This window comes from Rhizobium sp. RM (assembly GCF_013390595.1).
Classification (GTDB): Bacteria; Pseudomonadota; Alphaproteobacteria; order Rhizobiales; family Rhizobiaceae; genus Agrobacterium.
Map to the genome: position 1 here is coordinate 1 of NZ_JACAWV010000006.1, position 24,198 is coordinate 24,198.

Consider the following 24,198-nt stretch of genomic DNA (forward strand, 5'->3'; position numbering starts at 1 on the left):
ACAAACCAGCAAGTCAGCCAATCCGCTTGATTTCTCTAGAACGAAGCAGTTCGTCGCCAGCAGCGCCGCCGCCCTCGTTCAGTGAGCGGACTTATAAACCCACCCCATGAAACAAGTCAACACACCAATTTTCAAAAATACAAAAAATCACACAAGCAATTGATTAGGCGTGATAATTTTGAATTTTCGCGATTTTCACCGTCGGAGCACCTATTAAAGGCGGCAGTTTTTGCACAGCTGGATGGGCTCCTTAATATGAGAGACTGTTTTGCGCCTTGTTTTGGCCCGAGTCCTCACTAATTGCTTCGTCAACGAACAATTAACCACAGCCCATCCGTACATATATAAGGGCGAGCACAGACGCCGCGGATTTGACTCATGGCGTCGAAAGTTGCACACCTTCGCTGAAGTTTCTGGAGAACGCATGACTGACGGGAAGCAGCAGGCATGATGGCGGATCGCAATGTGATCCGCTCGCTTGGCACGGAACCGCCGATTTTGGCGGAGGGTCGACGTGCGCCTGACCGTCGCGAGATTTCCATGCGCTGGCTTTCCGGCACGTTCCTGACAGGTATTACCTCATCGATATTGATGGGCGTCGCGCTGTTTGCCGCACTTGATGGCCGTCAGCAGCTCGCCATTCCCGCCGAAGCCTTTGCGCGCGCCGACATGGGCAACAATGCGACAGAAGCCGCCCGCCGTGGCGTTCGCCTTCTCGCACCAAATATTGCCGCGCGTCCCTCGGATCGCTCCATCATGGAAGTTTCGACCGTCATTCATGACGGCGACAAGGAAGTGGTCCGCAAGGTACCCTTCTCGCATGTCAAAATCCCACTCGCGTCAAATTACGCGAAACAGGACGACTATCCGGCTTTTGATCCGCTCAATATCTTCGCAAGCAATGATGACAATGGCGCAGCCATTCCGCCTGCCAGCCGTACGGGCACGATCTACGGGTCCGAAGTGGAATCCGAAGTCAGTCTTAAGACGGTCGCCTTTCCGACGCAGCATTCCAAATATGCTTTTGCAGGGTCATTGAGTTTTGATGAGGTTGAAGAGGCGGTCCGGTCGAATGGTTCGATCCTGACGGACGGAAACGAGCAGCTTGCGGCTCTCTATTATATCGACCCGCGTCGTTTCGACGATGACGAAGGTGATGTCGACATTACGGCCGGCCTTGCGGCCCGCGTTGTCGAACAGAACATGTCGGTGTCGACACCACAATCGCCCTCCGCGCCGGTCAAGGAGTATGCCGACGACGTCATTCCGGCGCGCCAGGCCGAGTCTATCGAGGATGCTCTGTTCGGGGCGGGTTATTCGAAAGCGCAGGCCTCCGAAATTGCTGGTCTGCTTTCACCCGAAATTAGGTCGCAGAACGTTGAGAGCGGTGATGTGCTGCGTGTGGGCGTGCTGCAAGAGGATGAAAAGAGCGATATCGTCCGTGTCAGCCTTTATCGAAAAGGCAGGCACATGGTCACTATGGCCGTCGACGACAAGAAGCGCTTCATCAAGGCAAGCGAACCCCCGAAACTTGATGCCGTTGCGACGGCTTTCGACAGTACCCCTGCCCCGGCTGCCGGGCGCGATCTGCCGAGCGTTTATGATGGCGTATATCGGGCCGCGCTTGCCTATGGCATGAACCAGAGCATGGTCTCGCAGCTCGTCAAGCTTCTTGCCAGCAGCGTCGATTTCCAGGCGCAGCTTAAGCCGACAGATACGCTGGAAGCCTTTTTCTCCGTTGAAGACACGGATGGCAAAGCAACCGACAAATCCGAGCTTCTTTATGTGAATGCCAAGTTCGGTGATAACGAGACACGTTTTTATCGTTTTCAGAACCCTGACGACAACAGCGTCGACTACTTCGATGAAAACGGAAAGAGCATCCGCCAGTTTCTGTTGCGCAACCCGGTTCCGAATGGCCGCATGACCTCCGGTTTCGGCATGCGCCGTCACCCCGTTCTGAAGTTCAGCCGTATGCATACCGGCACGGACTGGGCTGCACCGCGTGGCACACCGATCATCGCAACCGGTAACGGCGTGGTGGAAAAAGCAGGTTGGGCTTCCGGTTATGGGAACCAGACCCTTTTGCGCCATGCCAATGGTTATGTGTCTTCCTACAATCATCAAAGCGCGATCGCCCGCGGAGTGACCGAAGGCGCGAAAGTCAGACAAGGTCAAGTGATCGGTTATGTTGGCTCCACCGGCCTTTCGACCGGCGCGCACCTGCACTATGAGCTTATCGTCAACGGCACCAAGGTCGATGCGATGAAGGTTCGCCTCCCCGGCGGTAAGTCGCTCTCGGGCGACGCACTGGCTAGGTTCTCCGATGAGAGAAAGCGGATCGACAACCTTCTCAACATCGAGGACAAACCCAATCAGGTGGCTAGCCGCTAACGGCTTAATCTGTCGGACGACGTCCTGAATGAAAAAGGGCTCCGTCTCCGGAGCCCTTTTCGTTTTATGCCGCGTCAGCGGTATCGGCTTCAACCTGGTCCTTCAACGGTTTGACCTTGAAGAGCAGGCGATCCGTGCCGGACGTAACCTTGACGCGAGAACCATCAGGAATTTCTCCGCCGAGGATCATCTCGGCAAGTCTGTCCTGGACAGCCTTCTGGATCACCCGCTTCAGCGGACGTGCGCCATAAGCTGGGTCATAACCCTTGTTGGCAAGCCAATTGCGGGCATCCTCGTCCAGTTGCAGGTCGATCTTGCGCTCGCCAAGCAGCGACAGAAGACGCTTGAGCTGGATATCCACGATGGCACCCATTTCATCACGCCGCAGGCGATGGAAGAGGATGATATCGTCGATGCGGTTCAGGAACTCAGGCCGGAAATGCGACCGAACGCGTTCCATCACCAACTCACGGACGGAGTCCACATCGTCATTGTCGCCCATCTGTGTCATGAACTCAGAACCAAGGTTCGAGGTCATGATGATGATGGTGTTCTTGAAATCGACAGTACGGCCCTGACCATCGGTTAGACGGCCATCGTCCAGTACCTGCAACAGAACGTTGAACACGTCCGGATGTGCTTTTTCGATCTCGTCAAACAGAACGACCTGATAGGGTCTGCGACGAATGGCTTCCGTCAGCGCTCCGCCTTCCTCGTAACCGACATAGCCTGGAGGTGCGCCGATCAGCCGTGCAACGGAGTGCTTCTCCATATATTCCGACATATCCAGGCGAACCATCGCGGTTTCGTCGTCAAACAGGAAGCGAGCCAACGCCTTCGTCAGCTCGGTCTTGCCCACACCCGTTGGACCAAGGAAGATGAAAGAGCCGATCGGACGATTGGGGTCCTGGAGACCGGCACGCGAACGGCGAACGGCCTTGGAAACGGCCTGAACGGCCTCACCCTGCCCGACGACCGACTGCGCGAGTTCATCTTCCATTCGAAGAAGCTTTTCACGCTGACCTTCCAGCATCTTGTCGACCGGAATGCCGGTCCAGCGAGAAACGACGTGGGCGATATTATCCGCCGTCACCACTTCCTGCACCATCGAACCAGCACCGCTGGCGTCACGGGTTTCCGCCGCCGACAGTTCCTTTTCGAGACCCGGAATGATGCCGTACGTCAACTCGCCAGCGCGCTGGAACTGGCCATTGCGCTGAGCGATCGCCAAGTCGTTACGAGCCTCTTCCAAGCGCTTCTTCAGATCAGCCGCGTGACCGAGCTTCTGTTTCTCGGCCTGCCAACGGGCAGTCAAGGCGTCGGCTTTTTCTTCCGTGTCGGCGAGTTCGTCCTCGAGCTTTCTCAGACGATCCGCAGACGATTGGTCAGTTTCCTGCTTCAGCGCCTCGCGCTCGATCTTCAGCTGGATGATGCGGCGATCAAGCTCATCGAGTTCTTCTGGCTTGGAATCCACCTGCATACGCAGACGCGATGCAGCCTCATCCATAAGGTCGATAGCCTTGTCCGGCAGGAAGCGATCGGTGATGTAGCGGTTAGAAAGCGTCGCAGCGGCGACAAGAGCCGAATCCGAGATGCGGACCTTGTGATGCTGCTCGTATTTTTCCTTCAGGCCGCGCAAAATCGAAATCGTGTCCTCGACCGTCGGCTCGTCAACCATGACCGGCTGGAAACGACGGGCAAGTGCCGGATCTTTCTCAACATGCTTGCGATACTCATCAAGTGTGGTCGCACCAACGCAATGCAGTTCACCGCGTGCTAGAGCAGGCTTCAGAAGGTTAGACGCATCCATCGCGCCATCTGCCTTGCCTGCACCCACAAGCGTGTGCATCTCGTCGATGAAAAGGATGATCCCACCATTTTCCGCCTGAACTTCGTTCAGGACAGCTTTCAGGCGCTCCTCGAACTCACCGCGATATTTCGCACCAGCAATCAATGCGCCCATGTCGAGCGCCATCAATTTCTTGTCCTTCAGGCTTTCCGGTACGTCGCCGTTGACGATACGCAACGCGAGACCTTCCGCAATCGCCGTTTTACCGACGCCGGGTTCACCGATCAGCACAGGATTGTTCTTTGTGCGGCGCGACAAGACCTGAATGGTGCGGCGAATTTCATCGTCGCGACCGATCACCGGGTCAAGCTTGCCTTCGCGTGCTTCTTCCGTCAGGTCGCGGGCGAACTTCTTCAACGCGTCAAAGCCCTGTTCGGCATTGGCGCTGTCGGCCGTCCGTCCCTTGCGGATTTCATTGATCACCTGGTTGAGAGCCTGCGCGGTAACACCTGCCTTTTTCAAAGAGGCAGAGGTCGATGCGGAACTTTCAATCGCGAGAGCCTGCAACAGTCGCTCGACGGTAACAAAGCTGTCATTGGCCTTCTTCGCCAGGTCTTCAGCAGTGGAGAAAACCTTCGCAAGCGGCGCAGTCAACGAGAGACCACCGTTGCCGCCGGACACTTTCGGCAATTTCGCAAGTGCGGCGTCGTTGGCAAGACGTGCTTCCTTAGCACTGCCGCCAGTCCGCTCGATCAACGAGGCCGCCATTCCCTGCTCGTCATCAAGCAGAACTTTCAAGACGTGCTCAGCGGAAAATTGCTGATGGTTTTCGGCAAGCGCAAATGTCTGCGCAGATTGCAGGAAACCACGAACACGTTCGGAATACTTCTCAATATTCATACTGTAACCTCCATATACCGGCCTGCCCGCATTCGGCACAGTTCCGGGTGCTTGGGTTGAGGCTCCCTTCAAGGCAAGCCCCGCTACGAGCGATGCGTTTCATGTGATTTCGCACCCTCGCCTCGTCTGCGAACCAAGCGCAACATTCATGAGACGCCGGTTCTTTCGAGAGAGATATGGGAGGCAATTTCTCCGGTTTAAAGGGGATAAAACATGCGCTGCGGAATTTTTCGAAAGACCCAAAACCTTCGGCAAAGCCCGCCCCCAAACGAATGGGTGTAAGCCGATAGGGATCACCCATCCAAGCCACAAAAACAAAAAACTCCGGCAAGCCGGAGTTTTTCGATCGTATATCGCTCTTTGGAAGACGTGCTTACTCCGCAGCGCTTTCCAACGTCGTCGGAGCAGCTTCTTCGCCAGCCGGCGCTTCTGCACCTTCAGCATTTTCATCTGCAGCCGCACGACGCGGACGACGCTGGCGTGGAGCAGCCGAACGGCGGCTCTTCGTCGCGCGCTCTGCAGCCGGAGCTGCAGTTGCTTCAGCCTGCTGCTGCTCTTCCTCGACGGCAACCTCAAGAGGCGTACCCTCAATGACCGGCTGCGGTGCGGAGCTGGCGTCATAAACAGGCGCCGCCGGCTCTGCGGAAACCACCTGACGTTCCTGGCGCTCGCGGCGATCTGGCCGTTCGCGACGGTTCGGGCGCTGCTCGTTGCGTTCGGTCCGCTCCTGGCGCTCCGGCTGCTCTTGGCGCTGAGCGCGTTCGGGCTGCTCGGATTGCTGTGGAGGCACGATTACAACGACGTCGTCGCCATCGTTTACATCCTCGTCGTCCGTATCGGCGGCGTTGTAGTCGGCTCGGTCATCGCGCTGGAAGCGTTCCTGCATCTGCGCCTGTGCGGCGGCAATGATGCGGTTGTAGTGCTCAGCGTGCTGCAAATAGTTTTCAGCGATAACGCGATCACCGGAACTCTGTGCGTCGCGTGCAAGAGCCGCATATTTTTCCGCTATGTGCTGGGCGGTACCACGGATTTTAACATCAGGGCCGGAACTGTCATAAGTCCTGGTGAGCGGGTTACCGCCTTTGCGGTTGAAGTTGTTGTTACCGCCACCATTGTTATTGTTGTTGTTGTTATTTCCACGCCCCCGGCCGCGCTTGTTTTGCTGTCCTGGCCTCATCAATTGCTCACCTGAATTCTGTTTTGCTGACAATCTGGTTGTTTTCATGCAATTCCAAACACCAAATGCTTGCGCACTTTTCTTGAAATTGCTCCATCACGCGCCTTGCCGGACATAGCTCCGGTCGAAAACCTCGCGTATGACGCCCGGCCGCGCAAATGCTGCACCGAGCCGCCTGCGAACAAAGTTTACTGATTCACATGCCGGAAACGCCCAGCCTTTCAGGGCTCTTAGAAGAACCCGCTTCGGGACTGACCAATACCCTGACGAATCTTTGTTCGTCCTCAGCCACCCGGCATGTGGCCGCAAACTAGCCCGCTTCATGCGGAAATCCAAGTCTTTTCTTTTGCTCTGCAAAATATCCTTGCAAAAAATCCGTAGACATATCGCGATTGACTATCTCCGGAAGGTCAAAACTCTGTCGTTACCGCCATAATCCTTGACGGCCTCGAGAAGAGTGAAGCCGTGCGATGTGAATATAGCGGAAACATCAAGCCTTTGATCGAACCCGATCTCTACACCGACAACACCGTTTTCCACAAGAAAACGACCTGCGTCGGCAGCAATAAGGCGGTACGGTGCAAGGCCGTCCTGACCTCCGTCAAGCGCCGCCAAGGGATCGTGATAACGAACTTCCCGGTCAAGCTTTGTGACGACATCACTACGTATATAGGGTGGATTCGACACAATTATGTCGAAGCCACCAGAAATATTTTCAAACCAGTCGCTTCTTACCGCTTCAAAACGATCGGCAACACCAAGCCGCACCGCATTTTTGCTGGCCGTAGCGAGAGCATCAGCGGATATATCACTGCCAATGCCGCTGGCTGCGGGACATTCCTTCAAAAGCGTAAGGCAAATTGCCCCTGTGCCTGTTCCAAGATCGATGAGACGAGCATTGCCTTTTCGCGACGTCATGCGCCGCAAATGCTCAAGGAGCGTATCGACGAGAATTTCCGTATCGGGCCTTGGCTCCAAAGTTTCTCTGGAAAGCAGAAAATCAAGTCCGTAAAACTCACGATGACCAAGAATACGATGCACAGGCTCACCTGATGCACGGCGCTCGATCATTGCAGCAATCCGCTCGGCCTCATCCGCACCGACCAGACGTCCTGCCTTCAGAACGAAATCGGTCAAAGAAAATCCGATCGCTTCGCCAATCAGCATGCGGGCATCGAGCAGTGCATCATTGACACCCGCATCTTCGAGCCGCCGCTTTGCCGCGGCGACTGCGTTTTCAACCGTGCAAGCGGAAGCGCGGCTCACTGCTGCTCGCCAAGCTGAGCAAGCTGGCCGGCCTGATAGTCAGCAATCAAGGCGTCAACCACCTCGTCAATCTCTCCCTCTATCATTCGATCAAGCTTATAGAGTGTGAGATTGATGCGGTGATCCGTAACGCGACCCTGAGGGAAATTGTAGGTGCGGATGCGCTCCGATCGATCTCCGGAACCAACCTGGCTTTTACGATCGGCAGAACGCTCGCTATCGGCTTTTTGACGCTCTATGTCGTAAAGTCGCGAACGCAATACCTGCATCGCCTTGGCACGGTTCTGGTGTTGGGACTTTTCCGAACTGGTTACGATAAGTCCGGTTGGAATATGGGTAATGCGAACTGCGGAGTCAGTCGTATTGACGTGCTGACCGCCCGCACCCGACGCTCGCATGGTGTCGATGCGAATATCTTCAGGGCGGATTTCGATGTCAATATCTTCAGCTTCTGGCAGAACCGCAACAGTTGCTGCAGACGTGTGAATACGCCCGCTTGCTTCGGTCTCAGGCACGCGCTGAACACGGTGCACGCCAGATTCGAACTTCAGCTTGGAAAACACACCGCGCCCACTGATGGTCGCAATGATTTCCTTGTACCCGCCAGCTTCGCCCTCGCTGGCGGAAAGCACTTCAACCTTCCAACCCTTCGATGCGGCAAAGCGCTCATACATGCGAAACAGGTCACCAGCGAAGAGAGCAGCTTCTGAACCACCCGTTCCAGCGCGGATTTCGAGAATCGCGCTTTTTTCATCCGCTGCATCCTTGGGGAGCAGCAGAATCTGCATTTCTTTTTCGATTTCTTCGATCCGGGCTTCAACGTCCGGAAGCTCCATTTCGGCGAGATCGCGCATTTCACGGTCAGTCGTCTTGTCGGCAAGCAAAGCTTCAAGATCGGCTGCTTCCGCTACCGCTTTTTCGTAGTCGCGGATCTTTTTGACGACGGGCTGAAGCTCGGAATATTCCGACGCCAGCTTCACATAAACATCTGCCGCCGGGCCAGCCGACATGCGCGCTTCGATTTCATCGAAACGCCTTTCCAATTCGCGCATTTTTTCGACGGGAAGCTTCGCCACCAGTCACTCCGATATGGTTTGTATCTTTATCAAATAGGGATGGAATGGGTCGCTGCAAAACGCAGCAGCACATCACGCATGCCTTCCAGCGACTTGTGATCGTCCAGGGCCGCATTCATCTCCTCGGCGAGATGCCCCGCGTCGAGACCCAGCAGCATGGCCTTCACAGGGCCGATCGCCGTTGGCGACATGGACACCGAACGAAAGCCAAGGCCGATTAAAGCCATTGCCGACAGCGGTTTTCCTGCCATTTCGCCACACAACGTCACCGACGTGTTGTGGCGCTCTCCTGCCCTAACGATATCGCGCAGAATGCGCAGGAACGGCTTGCCGAGAATGTCGAACCTGTCGGACACCCGGGCATTGCCACGGTCAACTGCCATCGAGAACTGGAACAGATCGTTCGAGCCGACGGAGACGAAATCCACTTCCTGCATCAGTTCATCGAGCTGCCACATCAGTGACGGCACTTCGAGCATGGCGCCGAACTGCAGCTTCTTGGGGAGTGCATGGCTGAACTTCGACAGGTGCTGGACCTCTTTCTGGAAGAGATCGCGCGCCGCGCGAATTTCAGAAACCTCTGTCACCATCGGCAACATCATGCGCAGCTCGGCACCCGCCGCAGCACGCAAAAGCGCGCGCATCTGCGTACGCATCAGCCCTGGCCGATCCAGTGAGAGGCGGATCGCCCGCCAACCGAGCGCCGGATTTTCCTCTTCCTGGCCGCGCATATAAGAGACCACCTTGTCACCGCCGATATCCAGCGTGCGGAAGGTGACCGGCCTGCCCTTGGCCTGACGCAACACGGAACGGTAGAAGGCTTCCTGCTCTTCCCCCTTCGGCATGTTCGACGCAATCATAAACTGCAGTTCTGTTCGGAACAGACCTATCCCGTCCGCACCGGATTCCTCAAGCTGCGGCAGATCCACCAAAAGACCGGCATTCATCTTGAGATTGACCTTCTGGCCGTCCTTTGTGACAGGTTCAACATTGCGAAGCGCGCGGAATTGCTCCTGCCGGCGGGCACGCAAACGGACCTTTTCTTCATAGGCGCGCTGCAGATCCGCCATCGGGCGCAGATGCACCTGACCGTCCTCACCGTCGATGATGATCGGGTCATTATTTTCAGCAAGCGCCACGACGCCCGCAGCCTGCCCGATGATGGGAATACCCATGGCTCGGGCGACGATAACGACGTGGCTGGTCACAGCACCGTCTTCGAGCACGAGGCCGCGCAACTTCTCACGCGGATAGTCGAGCAGTTCGGCAGCCCCCATCGCACGCGCCAGAACGATGGCATCCAGCGGAAAGTCCTGTTCTGAACTGCGACCACCATAGCCAATCAACTGGCGAAGCAGGCGATTAGCGAGGTCATCGAAATCGTGCATGCGTTCGCGAAGATAGGGGTCAGTCAGGCGCATCATGCGCGCCTTGGTATCGCTCTGAACCTTTTCGACTGCTGCTTCCGCCGTCAGGCCGTTGCGGATTGCCTCTTCCATGCGCCGCACCCAGCCCTGGTCGTGGGCAAACATGCGATAGGTTTCGAGAACTTCGCGATGTTCGCCTTCTGTGGGCACATCACGCCGCTGCAACATGTCGTCAATCGAGATCCGCAACGAACCAATAGCATCGGCTAGACGGCGAATCTCAGTGTCGGCATCTTCATTGAGGAGATTGGTAACGACGATTCTTGGGTCATGCAGCACGACGTGACCAAGACCGATGCCTTCGCCATAAGCATCGCCATCGATGGAGACGGCGCGCGTCAAATCCAGCTCGACACCGGGACGGGTGATCTTCTTCAATTCACCGCTCGCCACTATTTCCGCAATAAGCATCGCGGTTGTCTCAAGCGCTTCAACTTCATCCTCCCGGTACGTTCGGCTGGCCTTGTTCTGGACCACAAGAACGCCAAGAGTGCGACCGGATCGCAAAATCGGCACGCCGAGGAAGGAATGATAAATTTCCTCTCCGGTTTCAGGCAGATAGCGGAAGGCCGGGTGTGCCTGGGCATCGGAAAGATTAAGGGGTTGGGCTGAAGCTGCGATGGTGCCGACAAGACCCTGCCCCATTTTGAGCTGGGCGAGATGGACGGCATCCTTGTTCAATCCCTCTGTGGCGTAAAGTTCGAGAACGCCATCGGAGCGAAGCACGTAGACCGAGCAAACCTCCGCCACCATATTGCTGGCAATCTGACGGACGATCTGGTCCAGACGCTCCTGCGGCTCAAGGTGCTCCGCCATCATTTCGCGCAGCCGCTTGAGCAGGACACGTGGACCTGCGGACAGGTCTCTCATCGCGTTTGCTCCCCGACTGTTTCGAACCGGCTTTCACACATCCGGGAATCGAAACGTCTTTTTAAAATTTATAGCGCGAGAAGCGCGCCCCGCAAGGGACGCGTTTTCATGATACGCCACATCGGAAGAACGCGGCTCCGAAAAACGGAGCATCGGGTACCGACGTCTTATATCAGTTCTTATCGAGACCGTAAGCAGAATGCAAAGTGCGAACCGCCAGTTCGGCATAGGCACCATCGATCAAAATCGAAATCTTGATTTCGGAGGTGGTGATAGCCTTGATGTTGATGTTCTTCTCGGCAAGTGCCTTGAAGGCGCTTGCTGCAACACCAGCGTGGCTACGCATGCCGATACCGATAACGGAGACCTTCGCAAGTCCAGTCTCGTTCTGGGCAACATCAAAACCGATGGTGGTCTTGTTGTCTTCAAGAACCTTGAGCGCCTTGGCGACGTCGCCCGACGGGACCGTAAAGGTCATGTCAGTGCGCGAACCATCTTCCGAAATGTTCTGAACGATCATGTCGACGTTGATGTGCGCCTCGGCAAGCGGTCCGAAAATCGCGGCGGAAACACCCGGGCGGTCTGCCACGCGGCGCAGCGAAATCTGTGCTTCATCCTTGGCATAGGCAATGCCGGTTACGACTTCCTGTTCCACGATTTCATCCTCGTCACAAATCAAAGTACCGGGCGGGTTGATGAGGTCGCCCATGCCCGGTGCATCGGGATCCTCGAAACTGGAGCGCACAAAGGTACGAACCTTGTGTACCATCGCAAGCTCGACCGAACGCACCTGAAGAACCTTCGCACCGAGAGAGGCCATTTCGAGCATTTCCTCGAAAGCAACTTTCTTCAGGCGACGCGCCTTCGGCACGATGCGGGGATCTGTGGTGTAGACACCATCCACATCCGTATAGATATCGCAGCGATCAGCCTTAACAGCGGCAGCGATGGCAACGGCCGACGTATCCGAACCGCCACGACCGAGCGTTGCGATCCGGTTATCCGGACCAAGCCCCTGAAAACCGGCAACGACAGCAACCTGACCCTCACCCATGCGGCGAACGATATCGGTTCCATCGATTTCGAGAATGCGGGCAGCGCCATGGGCATTGTCCGTGCGGATCGGGATCTGCCAGCCCTGCCATGAGCGGGCGTTGATGCCAAGCGACTGCAACGCAACTGCCAGAAGGCCAGACGTCACCTGTTCGCCGGACGCCACGATGGCATCATATTCGCGCGCGTCATAAAAAGATGCAGCGCTGGCACCAGCAACCTTAGGTGTATTCTGCACCCAGTCCACCAGCTCGTTCGTTTTGCCGGACATGGCGGAAACGACAACGGCCACTTCATGGCCAGCATCCACTTCGCGTTTCACATGCCGCGCGACATTGTGAATGCGTTCAAGGTTCGCGACGGACGTGCCGCCGAATTTCATGACAATGCGAGCCATAGCTTGACCAGTACCATCCCGTTTTCCCGCCGGCCCTTTTGTCGGGCGGGCGGACAAGAACAAACCCAATCGGTTCTTTCTGACAAAGAGCCTCAAGTTGCGGGTCTCTTACCGAAAAGGAGGGGGGCACGCAATGCCGTTTATGAACCATGCGGTACGCCTTTTCCGGCGCGACGGCAGCGTCGTAGAATGCAAATATGGCCTTCAGTCACGAACCAGACTGAAAGAGCGTACCGCACTGCACTGTACAAATGCGCCCATTCGCAGTATGAGCGCGGCAATCAAACCGGCCACGTGGCCGAAATGGCCGGTATCGGCTGCTTTATGACCTATGGGTTTCGAGCGGGTGCAGGCAGTATTATATCCGAAAGACGGTAGATGACAGACACCCAGGGTATCGCCCCGGCGATTGCACAGGCGTTGGAAAAACGCGGTTATAAAGATTTGACGCCGGTACAGAAGGCGATGCTTGCGCCTGAGCTGGACGGACAGGACGCGCTGGTTTCCGCCCAGACGGGCTCTGGCAAGACAGTTGCTTTCGGCATTGCTATTGCGCCGACGCTGCTCCAGCAGAACGGCCGTTTCGGTTCGGCAGGCGCGCCGCTGGGCATCGCTATCGCCCCGACACGCGAACTTGCCATGCAGGTGAAGCGCGAGCTGGAATGGCTTTACGAATTCACCGGTGTTTCCATCGCTTCCTGCGTTGGCGGCATGGACATTCGCTCGGAGCGTCGGGCGCTGGAACGCGGTGCGCACATCATCGTCGGAACCCCGGGACGTCTTTGCGACCATATCAAGCGCGGCGCGCTTGACTTGTCATCTATCCGCGCCGTCGTACTCGATGAAGCAGACGAGATGCTGGACCTCGGTTTCCGTGAGGATCTGGAGTTCATCCTGGAAGAATCGCCGGCAGACCGCCGCACGTTGATGTTCTCGGCAACCGTTTCGCGCAGCATCGCCAAGCTTGCCGAAAGCTATCAGAAGAATGCAGTACGCATCGCCACTGCCTCCGAGCAGAAGCAGCATAACGATATCGAATATCGTGCCCTGCTGGTCACGCCCGCCGACCGCGAGAATGCCATCATCAATGCGCTGCGGTTTTACGAAGCACGCAACACCATCGTGTTCTGTTCCACGCGCGCGAACGTGAACCACCTGACGGCACGGCTTAACAATCGCGGCTTCTCTGTCGTGGCGCTTTCGGGTGAGCTCAGCCAGAACGAACGTACCCACGCGCTTCAAGCCATGCGTGACGGCCGCGCTCGCGTCTGCGTCGCAACGGACGTTGCAGCCCGCGGCATCGACCTTCCTGGCCTGGAACTCGTGATCCATGCCGATCTGCCAACCAATTCCGAAACGCTGCTGCACCGGTCAGGTCGTACGGGCCGCGCGGGCCAGAAGGGCGTCAGCGCCATCATCGTGCCCGTCAGCCAGCGCCGCAAGGCGGAACGCCTGCTGGAAGGCGCGAAGGTAAGCCCAACCTGGGTTCGCCCGCCATCGGTTGAAGAGATCATCGAACGTGACGGCACGCGTCTTTTGGCAGATCCCTCACTCAACGAGGCTGTGGCCGACGATGAACGCGATTTCGTCAACCGGCTTCTGGAACAGCACGGCGCAGAAAAAGTCGCTGCTGCCTTCGTGCGCCTCTACCACGCCGGACGCTCGGCACCGGAAGACATCACGGAAGTCTCGCTGGACAACAGCCGCAAACCGCGCCGAGACAGCTTCGAGCACGTCGAAAACAACGCGCCGCGTCGTGAGCGTTCCGATTTCTCGGACAGCGCCTGGTTCTCGCTCTCTGTAGGTCGCAAGCAAAGCGCCGAGCCGCGTTGGCTGATCCCGATGCTCTGCCGCTTCGGCAAGATCACCCGTCAGGACATCGGCGCGATCCGCATGCAGCAGTCAGAAACCTATGTGGAACTGGCAGCCGACGCCGTGGACCGCTTTACCTCCGCCATCGGCAAGGACATGACGCTCGAAAAGGGCATTCGTCTGAAGGCGCTGGAAGGCAAGCCGGAAATGACCGGTGGACATCGTGAAGACACGCGCCCAGCCAAGGCGCAGCGCAAATTCGAAAGACCCGACTTCAAAAAGAATGAGTCCTCGGGCGACGATCGCAAAGGCGACGACAAGCCCTGGAAGAAGAAAAAGCCTTTCGGCGACAAGCCGAAATTTGAGGGCAAGAAAGACAAGCCTTTCGAAAAGCGCCCACCAAAGCACAAGAAAAGCTGATAAAAAAAGCCCCGCTTTCGCGGGGCTTTTTGTTTGCCGATCGGCGATCTTGAAGAAGACCGCCAATCATAAAAATGCAACAATCAGAACGTCAGGGCGCGGTCGCCGTTTTCGTCCTTGATGCGGTTCGGCAAGCCGATCTTGTTCAGGATGTTGAGGAATGGCTGGGGTGGCAGCTCTTCAACGTTTGCCATCTGCTTCACATCCCACTCGCCGGTGGCAATAAGCATGGCAGCAGCAACCGGCGGAACACCGGCCGTATAGGAGATGCCCTGAGAACCGACTTCCTCGTAGGCTTCCTTGTGGTCGGCTACGTTATAGATGAAGACTTCGCGCTCCTTGCCATCCTTGATACCCTTGACGATATCGCCGATGCAGGTCTTGCCGACATAATCAGGCGCCAGCGAGGACGGGTCGGGCAGGACAGCCTTGACCACCTTGAGCGGCACGACTTCCAGACCTTCCGCTGTCTTGACCGGCTTTTCGGACAACAAACCGAGGTTCTTCAGAACGGTGAAGACGTTGATGTAGTGATCTCCAAAGCCCATCCAGAAGCGAACGTCTGCGCCGTCCATGTTCCTGGACAGCGAATGCACCTCATCGTGACCAGTCATGTAGGCCTTTTGTTTGCCAACGACCGGCAAATCGAATTCCTGACCGACTTCGAACATCTGGTTCGTCTGCCACTGGCCATTCTGCCAGGAATAGACGACGCCGGTGAATTCACGGAAGTTGATTTCCGGGTCGAAGTTGGTCGAGAACCAGCGGCCATGGCTGCCGGCATTGATATCAACGATATCAACAGACGTGACCTTGTCGAAGTACTCATCCTTGGCAAGACGGGCGTAAGCGTTGACAACACCCGGGTCGAAACCAACGCCGAGGATCGCGGTGATGCCCTTTTCCTTGCATTCCGCTGCGCGCTTCCATTCGTAGTTACCGTACCATGGCGGCGTTTCGCAGATCTTGGTCGGATCTTCGTGGATAGCGGTATCCATGTAAGCAACACCCGTATCCATGCAGGCACGAAGAACGGACATGTTGACGAAAGCTGAACCGACATTGATGACGATCTGAACGCCGGTTTTCTTTATCAAGGCTTTCGTCGCCTCGATATCCATCGCGTCAAGCGCATGAGCCTCAAGTTTTACATCAGTCTTGAGGCTCTTCTTTTCGCGTACGGATTCGACAATCTTGCGGCACTTTTCAAGTGTGCGTGACGCAATATGAATGTCTCCCAATACATCGCTGTTCTGGGCGCACTTATGCGCCACGACCTGTGCTACGCCACCGGCGCCGATGATGAGAACGTTCTTCTTCATTTCAGGTGATGCCCCCTTTATCCCCGCAGGGATGAGCTTGGTTGGATTTGGGTTTTACAAGAACCTCTTTCGGAGAGGCCGTTGTTACGACAGACTTTGCTCGTAATCGGCAAAGTCGAATTCACGAACGGCGCGTACGGTGCCGTCCAGTTCCTTGATGGCGATTGCCGGCATCTTGACGCCGTTGAACCAGTTCTTCTTGACCATCGTGTAGCCGGCAGCGTCCTGGAACGAAATCCGGTCGCCAACCGCCAGTGCCTTGTCGAATTTAAACTCGCCAAAAATGTCACCTGCGAGGCAGGACTTGCCACACACCATATAGGGATGGCTGCCATTGTTCGGCGAGACCTTGGCGCTTTCGCGATAGATCAGGAGGTCGAGCATGTGCGCTTCGATAGAGCTGTCGACAATGGCAAGGTTCTTGCCGTTGAACAGCGTATCGAGAACGGTAACCTCGAGCGTCGTGCTTTTGGTGATCGATGCTTCGCCCGGCTCCAGATAGACCTGAACGCCATATTTTTCGGAGAAGGCTTTGAGGCGATCACAGAACTGGTCGAGCGGATAGTTCTCGCCAGTGAAATGAATGCCGCCGCCCAGGCTGACCCATTCCGCACGCGACAGAAGCGAACCGAACCTCTCCTCGATCTGCGCCAACATGCGATCGAACAACGAAAAGTCGCTGTTTTCGCAATTGTTGTGGATCATGAAACCGGAGATACGGTCCATGACCTTTTCGACCTTGGCAACGTCCCATTCACCGAGACGGCTGAATGGACGAGCCGGATCTGCGAGGTCGAAGCTCGACGAACTGACCTGCGGATTGAGCCGAAGACCACGGGTAATACCAGACGCCTTGTCGGCAAAACGCTCAAGCTGACCAATCGAATTGAAGATGATCTTGTCAGCGTTGGCAATGACTTCATCGATTTCGTAATCGGCATAGGCAACGGAATAGGCGTGGGTCTCACCCGCAAACTTTTCCTTGCCCAGACGAACTTCGTAAAGCGAAGACGACGTGGTGCCGTCCATATATTGCGACATGAAGTCGAACACAGACCATGTGGCGAAGCATTTCAGCGCCAGAAGCGCCTTGGCGCCGGATTTCTCCCGCACATAGGCAATCTTCTCCATGTTGTGGAGGAGTTTTGTCTTGTCGATCAGGTAATAAGGCGTCTGGAGCATCTCGGTATCACAGATTGATTGGTGTCAAGGCACGTTTCGATTGATGGGCCTTATATGATGCTTGTTACAGGAAAACAAATGTCCGGCCCTTAAATCCTCGAAAAACCGAGTCTTGCGACAGATCCTTCAAGAAACCACGCGACGGCATGGAACAAACGACACAACCGCGCGTTCAGTCGATCAACGGGTAGAGTAATGCTCAACCTGAACGCGGGCTCGGTCGAAGAGATTTTACCTGAGGAAACATGACAACCGTTTTGCAGACTGCCTCCGTCACTGACGAATGCCCAGCACCGGGCGTCTTATGATTTCCCACCTCCCACCGTTCCCGACACGCAACCTCACACCATAAGGAGCCTTCCCATGGCAAGCGCACGCGACGTAAACGACAAGATCCAGCAATCCCTCGAAAATGGCGACGCCGCCGATGTGGCAGCACAGCTTGCGCAGCTTCGCGAGGACCTTGCCAATCTTGCCAAGAGCGTGAAAGCGCTTGGCGTTGGCGCCTCGCATGAATTGAAAGCGCAAGCGGCTCGTGTGGCGGACGATGCGCTTACGGCCTCTGGCGAGATGGCCGACAATGTTCGCAACGAGATTTCGTCGCTGAATGACAGCCTGACCGACCAGGTTCAGAAAAACCCACTTCAATCGCTCGGCCTTGCCGTTGCGGCTGGCTTTGTCCTTGCTTTGCTGACACGTCGATAAGGCTTCGCCATGCTTGAAGCATTGCTGGCCTATATGGGCGATAGTCAACGTGAAGGCCGCATGGTGACGCGACGGCTTCGCGCCACCATAATTCTCTGGATATTGACGGGAATATTCTTCCTGATCGCCCTTGTTGCCGGGGTGGTTGCGGGTTCGATCTATCTTTCACATTATCTTGGCGCCGGCCCAGCCTCACTCGTCGTTGCTGGAACTGCCTTCTTGTTGGGCGTGATCATGCTGGTCGCGTTGGCGATTGTTAAGCGGCCCAGAGCATATCCCGTGGCAAGACCTGTTGCGCCGCCATTGACCGCCACAGTCGCGGCAGCACCGCTCGCAGTGCAGTCACTGTTGACACTTGCCATCCAGGCAAGGCCATACGCGACACTCGCGGTTGCTATGGCGGCGGGCTTCCTGGCAACCAGGGCCAACACCAAAAAAACCAAATAAGCAAACTGACAGTTCCGACAAAAAATGACTGCGCATTCCCGCTAATGGATGCGCAGTTTTTTTTGTGTTACGCGCAACGGATAGTTTTGGTGGCTGGCGCCTTGCGCCGGACCGCCCTTATTTGGACAAAGTAAATAAGAGTGTTGGCGCGTCTGTTTTTCTGAAAGGTCATTGATGAAGAAGAAAGTTCTTGTCGTCGGCGGTGCAGGTTATATCGGCTCTCACACATGCCTGCTTTTGTCGGAACGCGGTTATGAACCAGTCGTTTTCGACAACCTCACCAACGGCCATGAAGAGTTTGTCCGCTGGGGACCGCTTGAACAGGGAGATATCCGCGATCGAGCACGCCTCGATGACGTTTTTGCCAAACACCAACCGGTCGCCGTTCTGCATTTCGCAGCGCTGATCGAGGTCGGTGAATCGGTCAAACAGCCTGTCGCCTTTTATGACAACAACGTCATCGGCTCGCTCAACCTTCTGTCCGCCGCCATCGATGCTGGCGTGGAAGCTTTTGTTTTCTCCTCCACCTGCGCAACCTACGGTCTCCCGGAGCAGGTTCCGATCGACGAGACTCACCGCCAGGCACCCATCAATCCCTATGGCCGCACCAAATGGGTCGTCGAGCAGGCCCTGAAGGATTACAGCACCTATAAAGGGCTGCGATCGGTGATGCTGCGCTACTTCAATGCCGCAGGTGCGGATTTTGAAGGGCGCATCGGCGAATGGCACACTCCGGAAACCCACGCCATTCCGCTGGCAATCGAGGCCGCACTCGGACGACGTCAGGGGTTCAAGGTGTTCGGCACCGACTACGATACACGCGACGGCACCTGCGTTCGGGACTATATACATATCCTCGATCTCGCGGATGCTCATGTGCGGGCCGTCGATTATCTGCTGGATGGCGGCGATACAGTCGAGCTTAATCTCGGCACCGGCACAGGAACGACAGTGAAGGAACTACTGGCGACAATCTCTGAAGTGTCGGGGCGTCCTTTCCCCGTCGAATATGCCGAGCGTCGCGATGGCGATTCCACAACACTCGTGGCGAACAACGACAAAGCGAAGGAAATCCTGGGATGGGAGCCGCGCTACACGTTGACGGATATAATCAAGTCCGCCTGGGCATGGCACTCTTCGCGTAACGCCCCGATCTGAAAAACTCCATACATACGAAGACACCGGCCTCCTCAGACCGGTGTCCTCCGGGGTGACCATCGTCACCCCGCTCCTGCTCCCCTAGGGGTTATGGCTTTGTAGCAGAGGTCGTCGTGTTGTCAGGCGCTGGCGCCGGGGCTGCCGCGTTCTGCTCGGAAGCCTTCTGTTCCAGCGTCTTGAATTCCGGCGCCGCTTTCAACGTTTCTGCGGTTTCTGTTGTCGTCAGACGGATCGTGCCGTTTTCGGCATTCCGCGTCATCGTGATCTTGTCCATCGGAACGGCGACGTCCTTTGCGCCGATACCAAGGAAGCCACCGACACCAACCACGGCCGCGACAAGTCCACCGTTTTCTTCCATGACAATATTTGTCACATTACCAATGCTTTCATCAGCGGCAGTGTAGACGGCCTTACCGATGTAGTCGTTTGCGCTGATCTGATTTTCAGCCTGCTCTGTCAAATAAGAGCCACCGGTGGTCGAGGCGGCTGCACTGGTATCAGCAGATGGCGCTGTCGGAGCCATCGGCGTCGCGGATGGAGCCGCAGGTGCCTCTGTGCTCGGTGCAGCCGGAGCCGGTTGTGCGGTCTGCGCCATAGCAAGCGGTGCAAATGCGGTTGCACCCATCAGGGCCGCTGCGGTGATCGTGAGAAGTTTCTTGGTCATGTTGTCCTCCTTTCGATTTTTCCTATCCGGCCATCGGCGTTTATGCCGTTTGTTCATTGGGCCGGTCATGATTTGCAAACGGGCTGGCGATTGAAATGGTTCCGAATTTTTCAGCCGAAAGCTGAATTGAACCCGCCACGGCTGAGCCTGAAACTATGCAAATCAGGAGTTGCTAAAGGGGCTTGGAGCGGTATTATCGCTTTGTAACAATGAGATGCCCGCCGGAGTTTTTGACATGCCTGGACCCGGCACGAGACTAAAAGACCTGATCAGCAGCATCCGCCGACGTGGTGCCCATTTCTTCCCGACAGCCTCTATCGGCACCTATCTGGTGGTGATGGCGACGGTGATCACGCTACCGCTTATCCTCTTTGTCGGATATCTGATGTTGCGGCTCGAAAACGAGAAACGCGACGATCTGCGCCGCGAAACCGTGGAAGACGTCAGATTCATCAGCCGCAACATAGACCGCAGGCTTCAGGAAATAACCACCTCGCTGAACCTGCTATCGCAATTTCCCGAACTGGAAAGCGGCAATCTCTCCGCGTTTCAGACGCGTATAGGCGAAAGTATGAGCCGAGAGGGTCTTTACGCCATTCTGGCGACAAAGGATGGCCAACAGCGGCTCAATACCCGCGTTCCCTACGGTCAACCCCTGGCAAAAGTTGCTCAAGGCGCCGATCTTTCCAGTGCACTCGAGTCCCGGCGCATCTCTGTCTCGAACCTGTTTTTCGGACAGACAAGTAAAGAATGGGTGTTCAACGTCACCTTGCCACTGGATCAGAAGCTTTCTTCAGCGGGAGACGCGCTGATCCTGACGCAGAACGCGAGTGATCTTGGCAGGCTGATTTCAACTGAAAACCTGCCACAGAACTGGGCGATCGCCATCATCGACGGCGCGAACCGCGTTGTGGTGTCCAGCAGTCAGGATATGCAGTCCGGCACGCCTTTTGCGGCGCCTGACGTCGTCTCCGAAATGACGGCATTCAGTGGAAACTTTTTTGACGACAAGGGGAATCTCTACGCCTATGCCCAGTTACCGGGCTGGCAATGGAAGGCCGTGATGTGGGGGCCTATGGCGGCAGGTCAGGCCGCACTGATCGACACATGGCGTCAGATGATGATCGGCAGTCTTCTGCTGGTGTTGATCGCGATTGGCGGCGCTTCTCTCGTCGGACGACAATTGCGTACATCCATCCGCGACCTAACGCGCATGGCTGAACGGATCGGCGAGGGAGAAATTGTCGCCCCTATCGACACGCGTATCAAGGAAGCAAATCAGGTTGCCGTCGCACTCTCAAATGCCTCATTCGACCGCAGTCAGGCAGAGGACCAGTTGCAGCTTCTGCTTCATGAACTCGTGCACCGGTCCAAGAATATCCTGACGCTGGTGCAGGCGATGATGCGGCAATTGGGACGGGAGAACACCAGCATACCCGAATTCCAGAAAGAGGTGGATCACCGCTTGCGCGGTCTCGGTATGTCGATCAGGGCCCTGGCGGAAGTGCAATGGCAAGGGCTGCCGATCCACAAATTGATCGAAACCCATCTGGACGTTTTCGGCAGCGTCTCAGGGCGCGTCATCCTTGATGGCACCGACTTTATGCTTTCGCCGGAAGCTGCACAGAACTTCGGCCTTGTCTTGCATGAACTGACCACGAACTCGATCAAATACGGCGCACTCTCCACGTCACAAGGTAAGATCACCTTGCACTGGAAGACGTTTGAAAAAGACGGGCAGGCCATGGTGCTGGTGCAATGGACCGAATCCGGCGGACCACCGGCGTCGCAGCCCACCCGTAAGGGTTTCGGAACCACAGTTATCAAACGACACGCGGAGGGCGCGTTTGGCGGACAGGTGGTCACCGACTATCTCGCGACGGGTTTCGTCTGGACGCTGGAAGCGCCGATGCGTTATTTCGTGCCGAAACAGTCAGAGCAATTCGGGACGCAATAAAAAAATCAAAAAGGATGGGAACCAAAATCTGGCGAGGCCGTTATCCATGCAGCCAAGCCATTCCCCGTCCCCGCCTGAAAGCTTGGCTGATATACGCAGGTTTCGCCCCTGAAGACCTGCAGTTAAAGTGGCACGGCTCTGGCAAGAGCCGTGCTGCTTTCATTTTAGATCCCTGAAAAGTCGATCATCGACGTCGACGGCCTTATGGTTCGGTTGTATCTGAGGCCGGGAACCTGAGCTTGTAGAACACGCGTTCTGGCGAAAGCTGATACTCTGCCGTCCCAGATAGAGCCGCCGGAACCACCTTTTCCAGCACAACACTGCCGAAATTGCTTCGACGTGCTTCGACTGGGTCCTTGGAGGCCATGACGGGTTCGGTCCACTCGACGATATAGAACTCCCCTTCCCGCCGACACTGTAACGAGATGGGCAGGTGATAGGCGAGATTTCCACTGTGACTGACCGTGTTGACGACCAGTTCGTGAAAGGCCAGTCCGATATAAAGGGCACCATTTGGATTGAGAAGGAGGTCGTCTCCCTCCATGCGGATAAGGTTCGGGTACTCCGGCACATAGAGATCGAATTGCTGGCGAAGAAGCTCGAAGATACGAGCTCCACGCCAATCCGAGTCCGTAATCAGATCCTGGCTTTGGGCAAGCGCATGCAAACGCCCCCTGAACTTACGGAGGAAATCATCTTTAGTGAGACTGAAACGCGCCGTCTGCGCCGCAAGGCTCTGAATGATTGCAAGCAGGTTCTTGGAACGATGGCTGACCTCGCGTAGCAGCGACCTGAGCAATTGCTCACGTCGCCGCTCCAGCGTCACTTCCCGGATCGTGGTCTTCAGCACAGCCTGGTTCGACTGGTTGACCGTGGAATAGACCTGGAATTGAAACACGCGGTTTGCACCCGCGTTCACTTCCAGCATCCCGCGACTTCCAGCAGCCACCATATCCTTCTTGAGGTCGGCAAGCCGCTCCGAAAGGTCGCTGCCAAACAGACTTTCATCCGTTGGCGGGGAATTGGCGGGCAAGCGCCATACGTCAGGCAAGTTGGCAACAAAGATATAGTCCCTGTTGCTATCCTGAAGCATGACTGTCTCACCGGAATCGAGCAATGCAAGAACGAGAGAGTCATGGAGTTCTCCCTCATCCCTGTCCGCATTGTGCCATGCCAGCCGATGCAAATTCGTCTCCTAGAAGAAAGCTGCACTCAAACATAAAACGTACCTGCCAACGCCCGGCCACGGAGGTGGTTCCGGAATTGACACGCAGGTCAGCGTTTTTATGCCGCGACGCGAGAGCTTTCATTAAAGAACAGGGCCTGGCTGATCAGCGCCTTTACCATATCCGGGTTGAAAGGCTTGGTAACAAGGAAGGTCGGCTCCGGACGCTCACCCGTGAGAAGCCGCTCAGGAAACGCCGTAATGAAAATCACCGGCATGGAGGTCATCTGAAGGATGTCCTTCATGGCGTCCAGACCAGAACTACCGTCGGCAAGCTGGATATCGGCAAGGATCATCTTCGGCTGCGTCTTGTGGAACAGCTCCAACGCTTCCGTGTGCGTCCGGGCGATGCCGGTCACCCGGTGCCCAAGATCGGTGACCATCTGCTCGATATCCATCGCGATCAACGGCTCATCTTCGATGATCATGATATCGGTCGCCACCTGACGGGCGATTTCCGAGGCGGCCTCGTCAATCAGCTCGCTGACCTCTTCTTCCGACACGTTCAGAACCTCGGCGGCTTCTGATGGCGAGAACTCTTCGACCGTGGTCAAAAGGAATGCCTGACGAGGAACGGCGGGCACGGCAGACAGATTAGCCGAAGCGCGTTTTTCCCATCCGGAGAGATTTTCGTCCGTCTTTATGTTGATCGTAACGGAACTAAAAATCGATACAAACAATTGATAAAGCGAAACACGGTCACTGCTTGTCTTTGGAAAGATCTCGATATCGGCGATCAACGCTTCCAGCGTAGCAGCGACATAAGCGTCGCCCGTAGATTGTGAACCGCAAACGGCACGAGCGAACCTGCGAAGATAAGGCAGGTGCGGTGCGATGCGTGTAGAAACTGACATGGAAAACTCCCCTTTCATGCGGTCTGCACAGCAAACCGAAGTACGAACGCATGCATCGCAAAAATAGTTCCAACGGCGGGAACTATTTTTTGCGCGGTGCATT

Annotated in this window: 17 protein-coding genes; 6 read left to right on the plus strand and 11 right to left on the minus strand. The window is 56.1% G+C overall.

Translation table 11 applies throughout. The features are described 5' to 3' along the window. Positions 1 to 447 precede the first annotated feature (447 nt). Positions 448 to 2,394, plus strand: a complete 1,947-nt coding sequence (locus tag HWX89_RS03925) for a M23 family metallopeptidase (protein WP_138793680.1) — start codon at positions 448 to 450, stop codon at positions 2,392 to 2,394. Positions 2,395 to 2,458: 64 nt separating this feature from the next. Here HWX89_RS03925 and clpB read toward each other — a convergent pair whose 3' ends face one another. From clpB to HWX89_RS03955, 6 genes are all read right to left on the minus strand, one after another. Next, positions 2,459 to 5,083, minus strand: coding sequence for an ATP-dependent chaperone ClpB (clpB, locus tag HWX89_RS03930; protein ID WP_138793679.1), 2,625 nt, complete (start codon positions 5,081 to 5,083; stop codon positions 2,459 to 2,461). A 373-nt stretch (positions 5,084 to 5,456) separates the two neighbouring features. Further along, complete coding sequence (locus HWX89_RS03935; RefSeq protein ID WP_138793678.1) at positions 5,457 to 6,260, minus strand: DUF4167 domain-containing protein; 804 nt, start codon at positions 6,258 to 6,260, stop codon at positions 5,457 to 5,459. Positions 6,261 to 6,656: 396 nt separating this feature from the next. Further along, complete coding sequence (gene prmC, locus HWX89_RS03940; RefSeq protein ID WP_138793677.1) at positions 6,657 to 7,526, minus strand: peptide chain release factor N(5)-glutamine methyltransferase; 870 nt, start codon at positions 7,524 to 7,526, stop codon at positions 6,657 to 6,659. After that, entirely contained in the window at positions 7,523 to 8,602 is a 1,080-nt protein-coding gene (gene prfA / locus HWX89_RS03945) for a peptide chain release factor 1 (RefSeq protein WP_138793676.1), read from the minus strand. Before prfA ends, prmC begins: the two co-directional genes overlap by 4 nt. A gap of 29 nt (positions 8,603 to 8,631) precedes the next feature. After that, positions 8,632 to 10,899 carry a phosphoenolpyruvate--protein phosphotransferase gene (gene ptsP, locus HWX89_RS03950; protein ID WP_138793675.1) on the minus strand — a complete coding sequence of 756 codons (2,268 nt, stop codon included), beginning with the start codon at positions 10,897 to 10,899 and terminating at the stop codon, positions 8,632 to 8,634. A gap of 172 nt (positions 10,900 to 11,071) precedes the next feature. Then, a complete protein-coding gene (locus tag HWX89_RS03955; RefSeq protein ID WP_138793674.1) occupies positions 11,072 to 12,349 on the minus strand; it encodes an aspartate kinase in 1,278 nt (425 codons plus the stop codon). 378 nt (positions 12,350 to 12,727) lie between these two features. Between HWX89_RS03955 and HWX89_RS03960 the strand changes: the two genes are divergently transcribed. Continuing rightward, entirely contained in the window at positions 12,728 to 14,581 is a 1,854-nt protein-coding gene (locus tag HWX89_RS03960; protein WP_138793673.1) for a DEAD/DEAH box helicase, read from the plus strand. Positions 14,582 to 14,664: 83 nt separating this feature from the next. On the opposite strand, the gene HWX89_RS03965 is transcribed toward HWX89_RS03960, so the two are convergent. Together HWX89_RS03965 and nspC are read right to left on the minus strand one after the other, a co-directional pair. Next, the gene (locus HWX89_RS03965; protein WP_138793672.1) at positions 14,665 to 15,903 is read right to left on the minus strand and encodes a saccharopine dehydrogenase family protein; all 1,239 of its coding nucleotides are present in this window, start codon (positions 15,901 to 15,903) and stop codon (positions 14,665 to 14,667) included. A gap of 84 nt (positions 15,904 to 15,987) precedes the next feature. Next, positions 15,988 to 17,085: a carboxynorspermidine decarboxylase gene (nspC, locus tag HWX89_RS03970; protein WP_138793671.1), complete on the minus strand. Its 1,098-nt coding sequence runs from the start codon at positions 17,083 to 17,085 to the stop codon at positions 15,988 to 15,990. Between the two features lie 363 nt (positions 17,086 to 17,448). On the opposite strand from nspC, the gene HWX89_RS03975 reads away from it, so the two are divergent. From HWX89_RS03975 to galE, 3 genes are all read left to right on the plus strand, one after another. Beyond that, entirely contained in the window at positions 17,449 to 17,790 is a 342-nt protein-coding gene (locus HWX89_RS03975; RefSeq protein ID WP_138793670.1) for an ElaB/YgaM/YqjD family protein, read from the plus strand. A 9-nt stretch (positions 17,791 to 17,799) separates the two neighbouring features. Next, entirely contained in the window at positions 17,800 to 18,237 is a 438-nt protein-coding gene (locus HWX89_RS03980) for a hypothetical protein (protein ID WP_138793669.1), read from the plus strand. A 174-nt stretch (positions 18,238 to 18,411) separates the two neighbouring features. After that, complete coding sequence (gene galE, locus HWX89_RS03985; RefSeq protein ID WP_138793668.1) at positions 18,412 to 19,395, plus strand: UDP-glucose 4-epimerase GalE; 984 nt, start codon at positions 18,412 to 18,414, stop codon at positions 19,393 to 19,395. 88 nt (positions 19,396 to 19,483) lie between these two features. Here the strand turns inward: galE and HWX89_RS03990 are convergent, their stop codons facing one another. Then, positions 19,484 to 20,059: a PRC-barrel domain-containing protein gene (locus HWX89_RS03990; RefSeq protein ID WP_138793667.1), complete on the minus strand. Its 576-nt coding sequence runs from the start codon at positions 20,057 to 20,059 to the stop codon at positions 19,484 to 19,486. A 235-nt stretch (positions 20,060 to 20,294) separates the two neighbouring features. On the opposite strand from HWX89_RS03990, the gene HWX89_RS03995 reads away from it, so the two are divergent. Further along, positions 20,295 to 22,016 carry a sensor histidine kinase gene (locus HWX89_RS03995; RefSeq protein WP_178340617.1) on the plus strand — a complete coding sequence of 574 codons (1,722 nt, stop codon included), beginning with the start codon at positions 20,295 to 20,297 and terminating at the stop codon, positions 22,014 to 22,016. 202 nt (positions 22,017 to 22,218) lie between these two features. Here the strand turns inward: HWX89_RS03995 and HWX89_RS04000 are convergent, their stop codons facing one another. Further along, on the minus strand, positions 22,219 to 23,202 hold the full coding sequence (locus HWX89_RS04000) for a sensor histidine kinase (protein WP_138793665.1): 984 nt from the start codon (positions 23,200 to 23,202) through the stop codon (positions 22,219 to 22,221). Positions 23,203 to 23,300: 98 nt separating this feature from the next. Next, positions 23,301 to 24,095 (minus strand): response regulator, encoded by a 795-nt coding sequence (locus HWX89_RS04005; protein ID WP_138793664.1) that lies wholly within the window; start codon positions 24,093 to 24,095, stop codon positions 23,301 to 23,303. Positions 24,096 to 24,198: the final 103 nt, after the last annotated feature.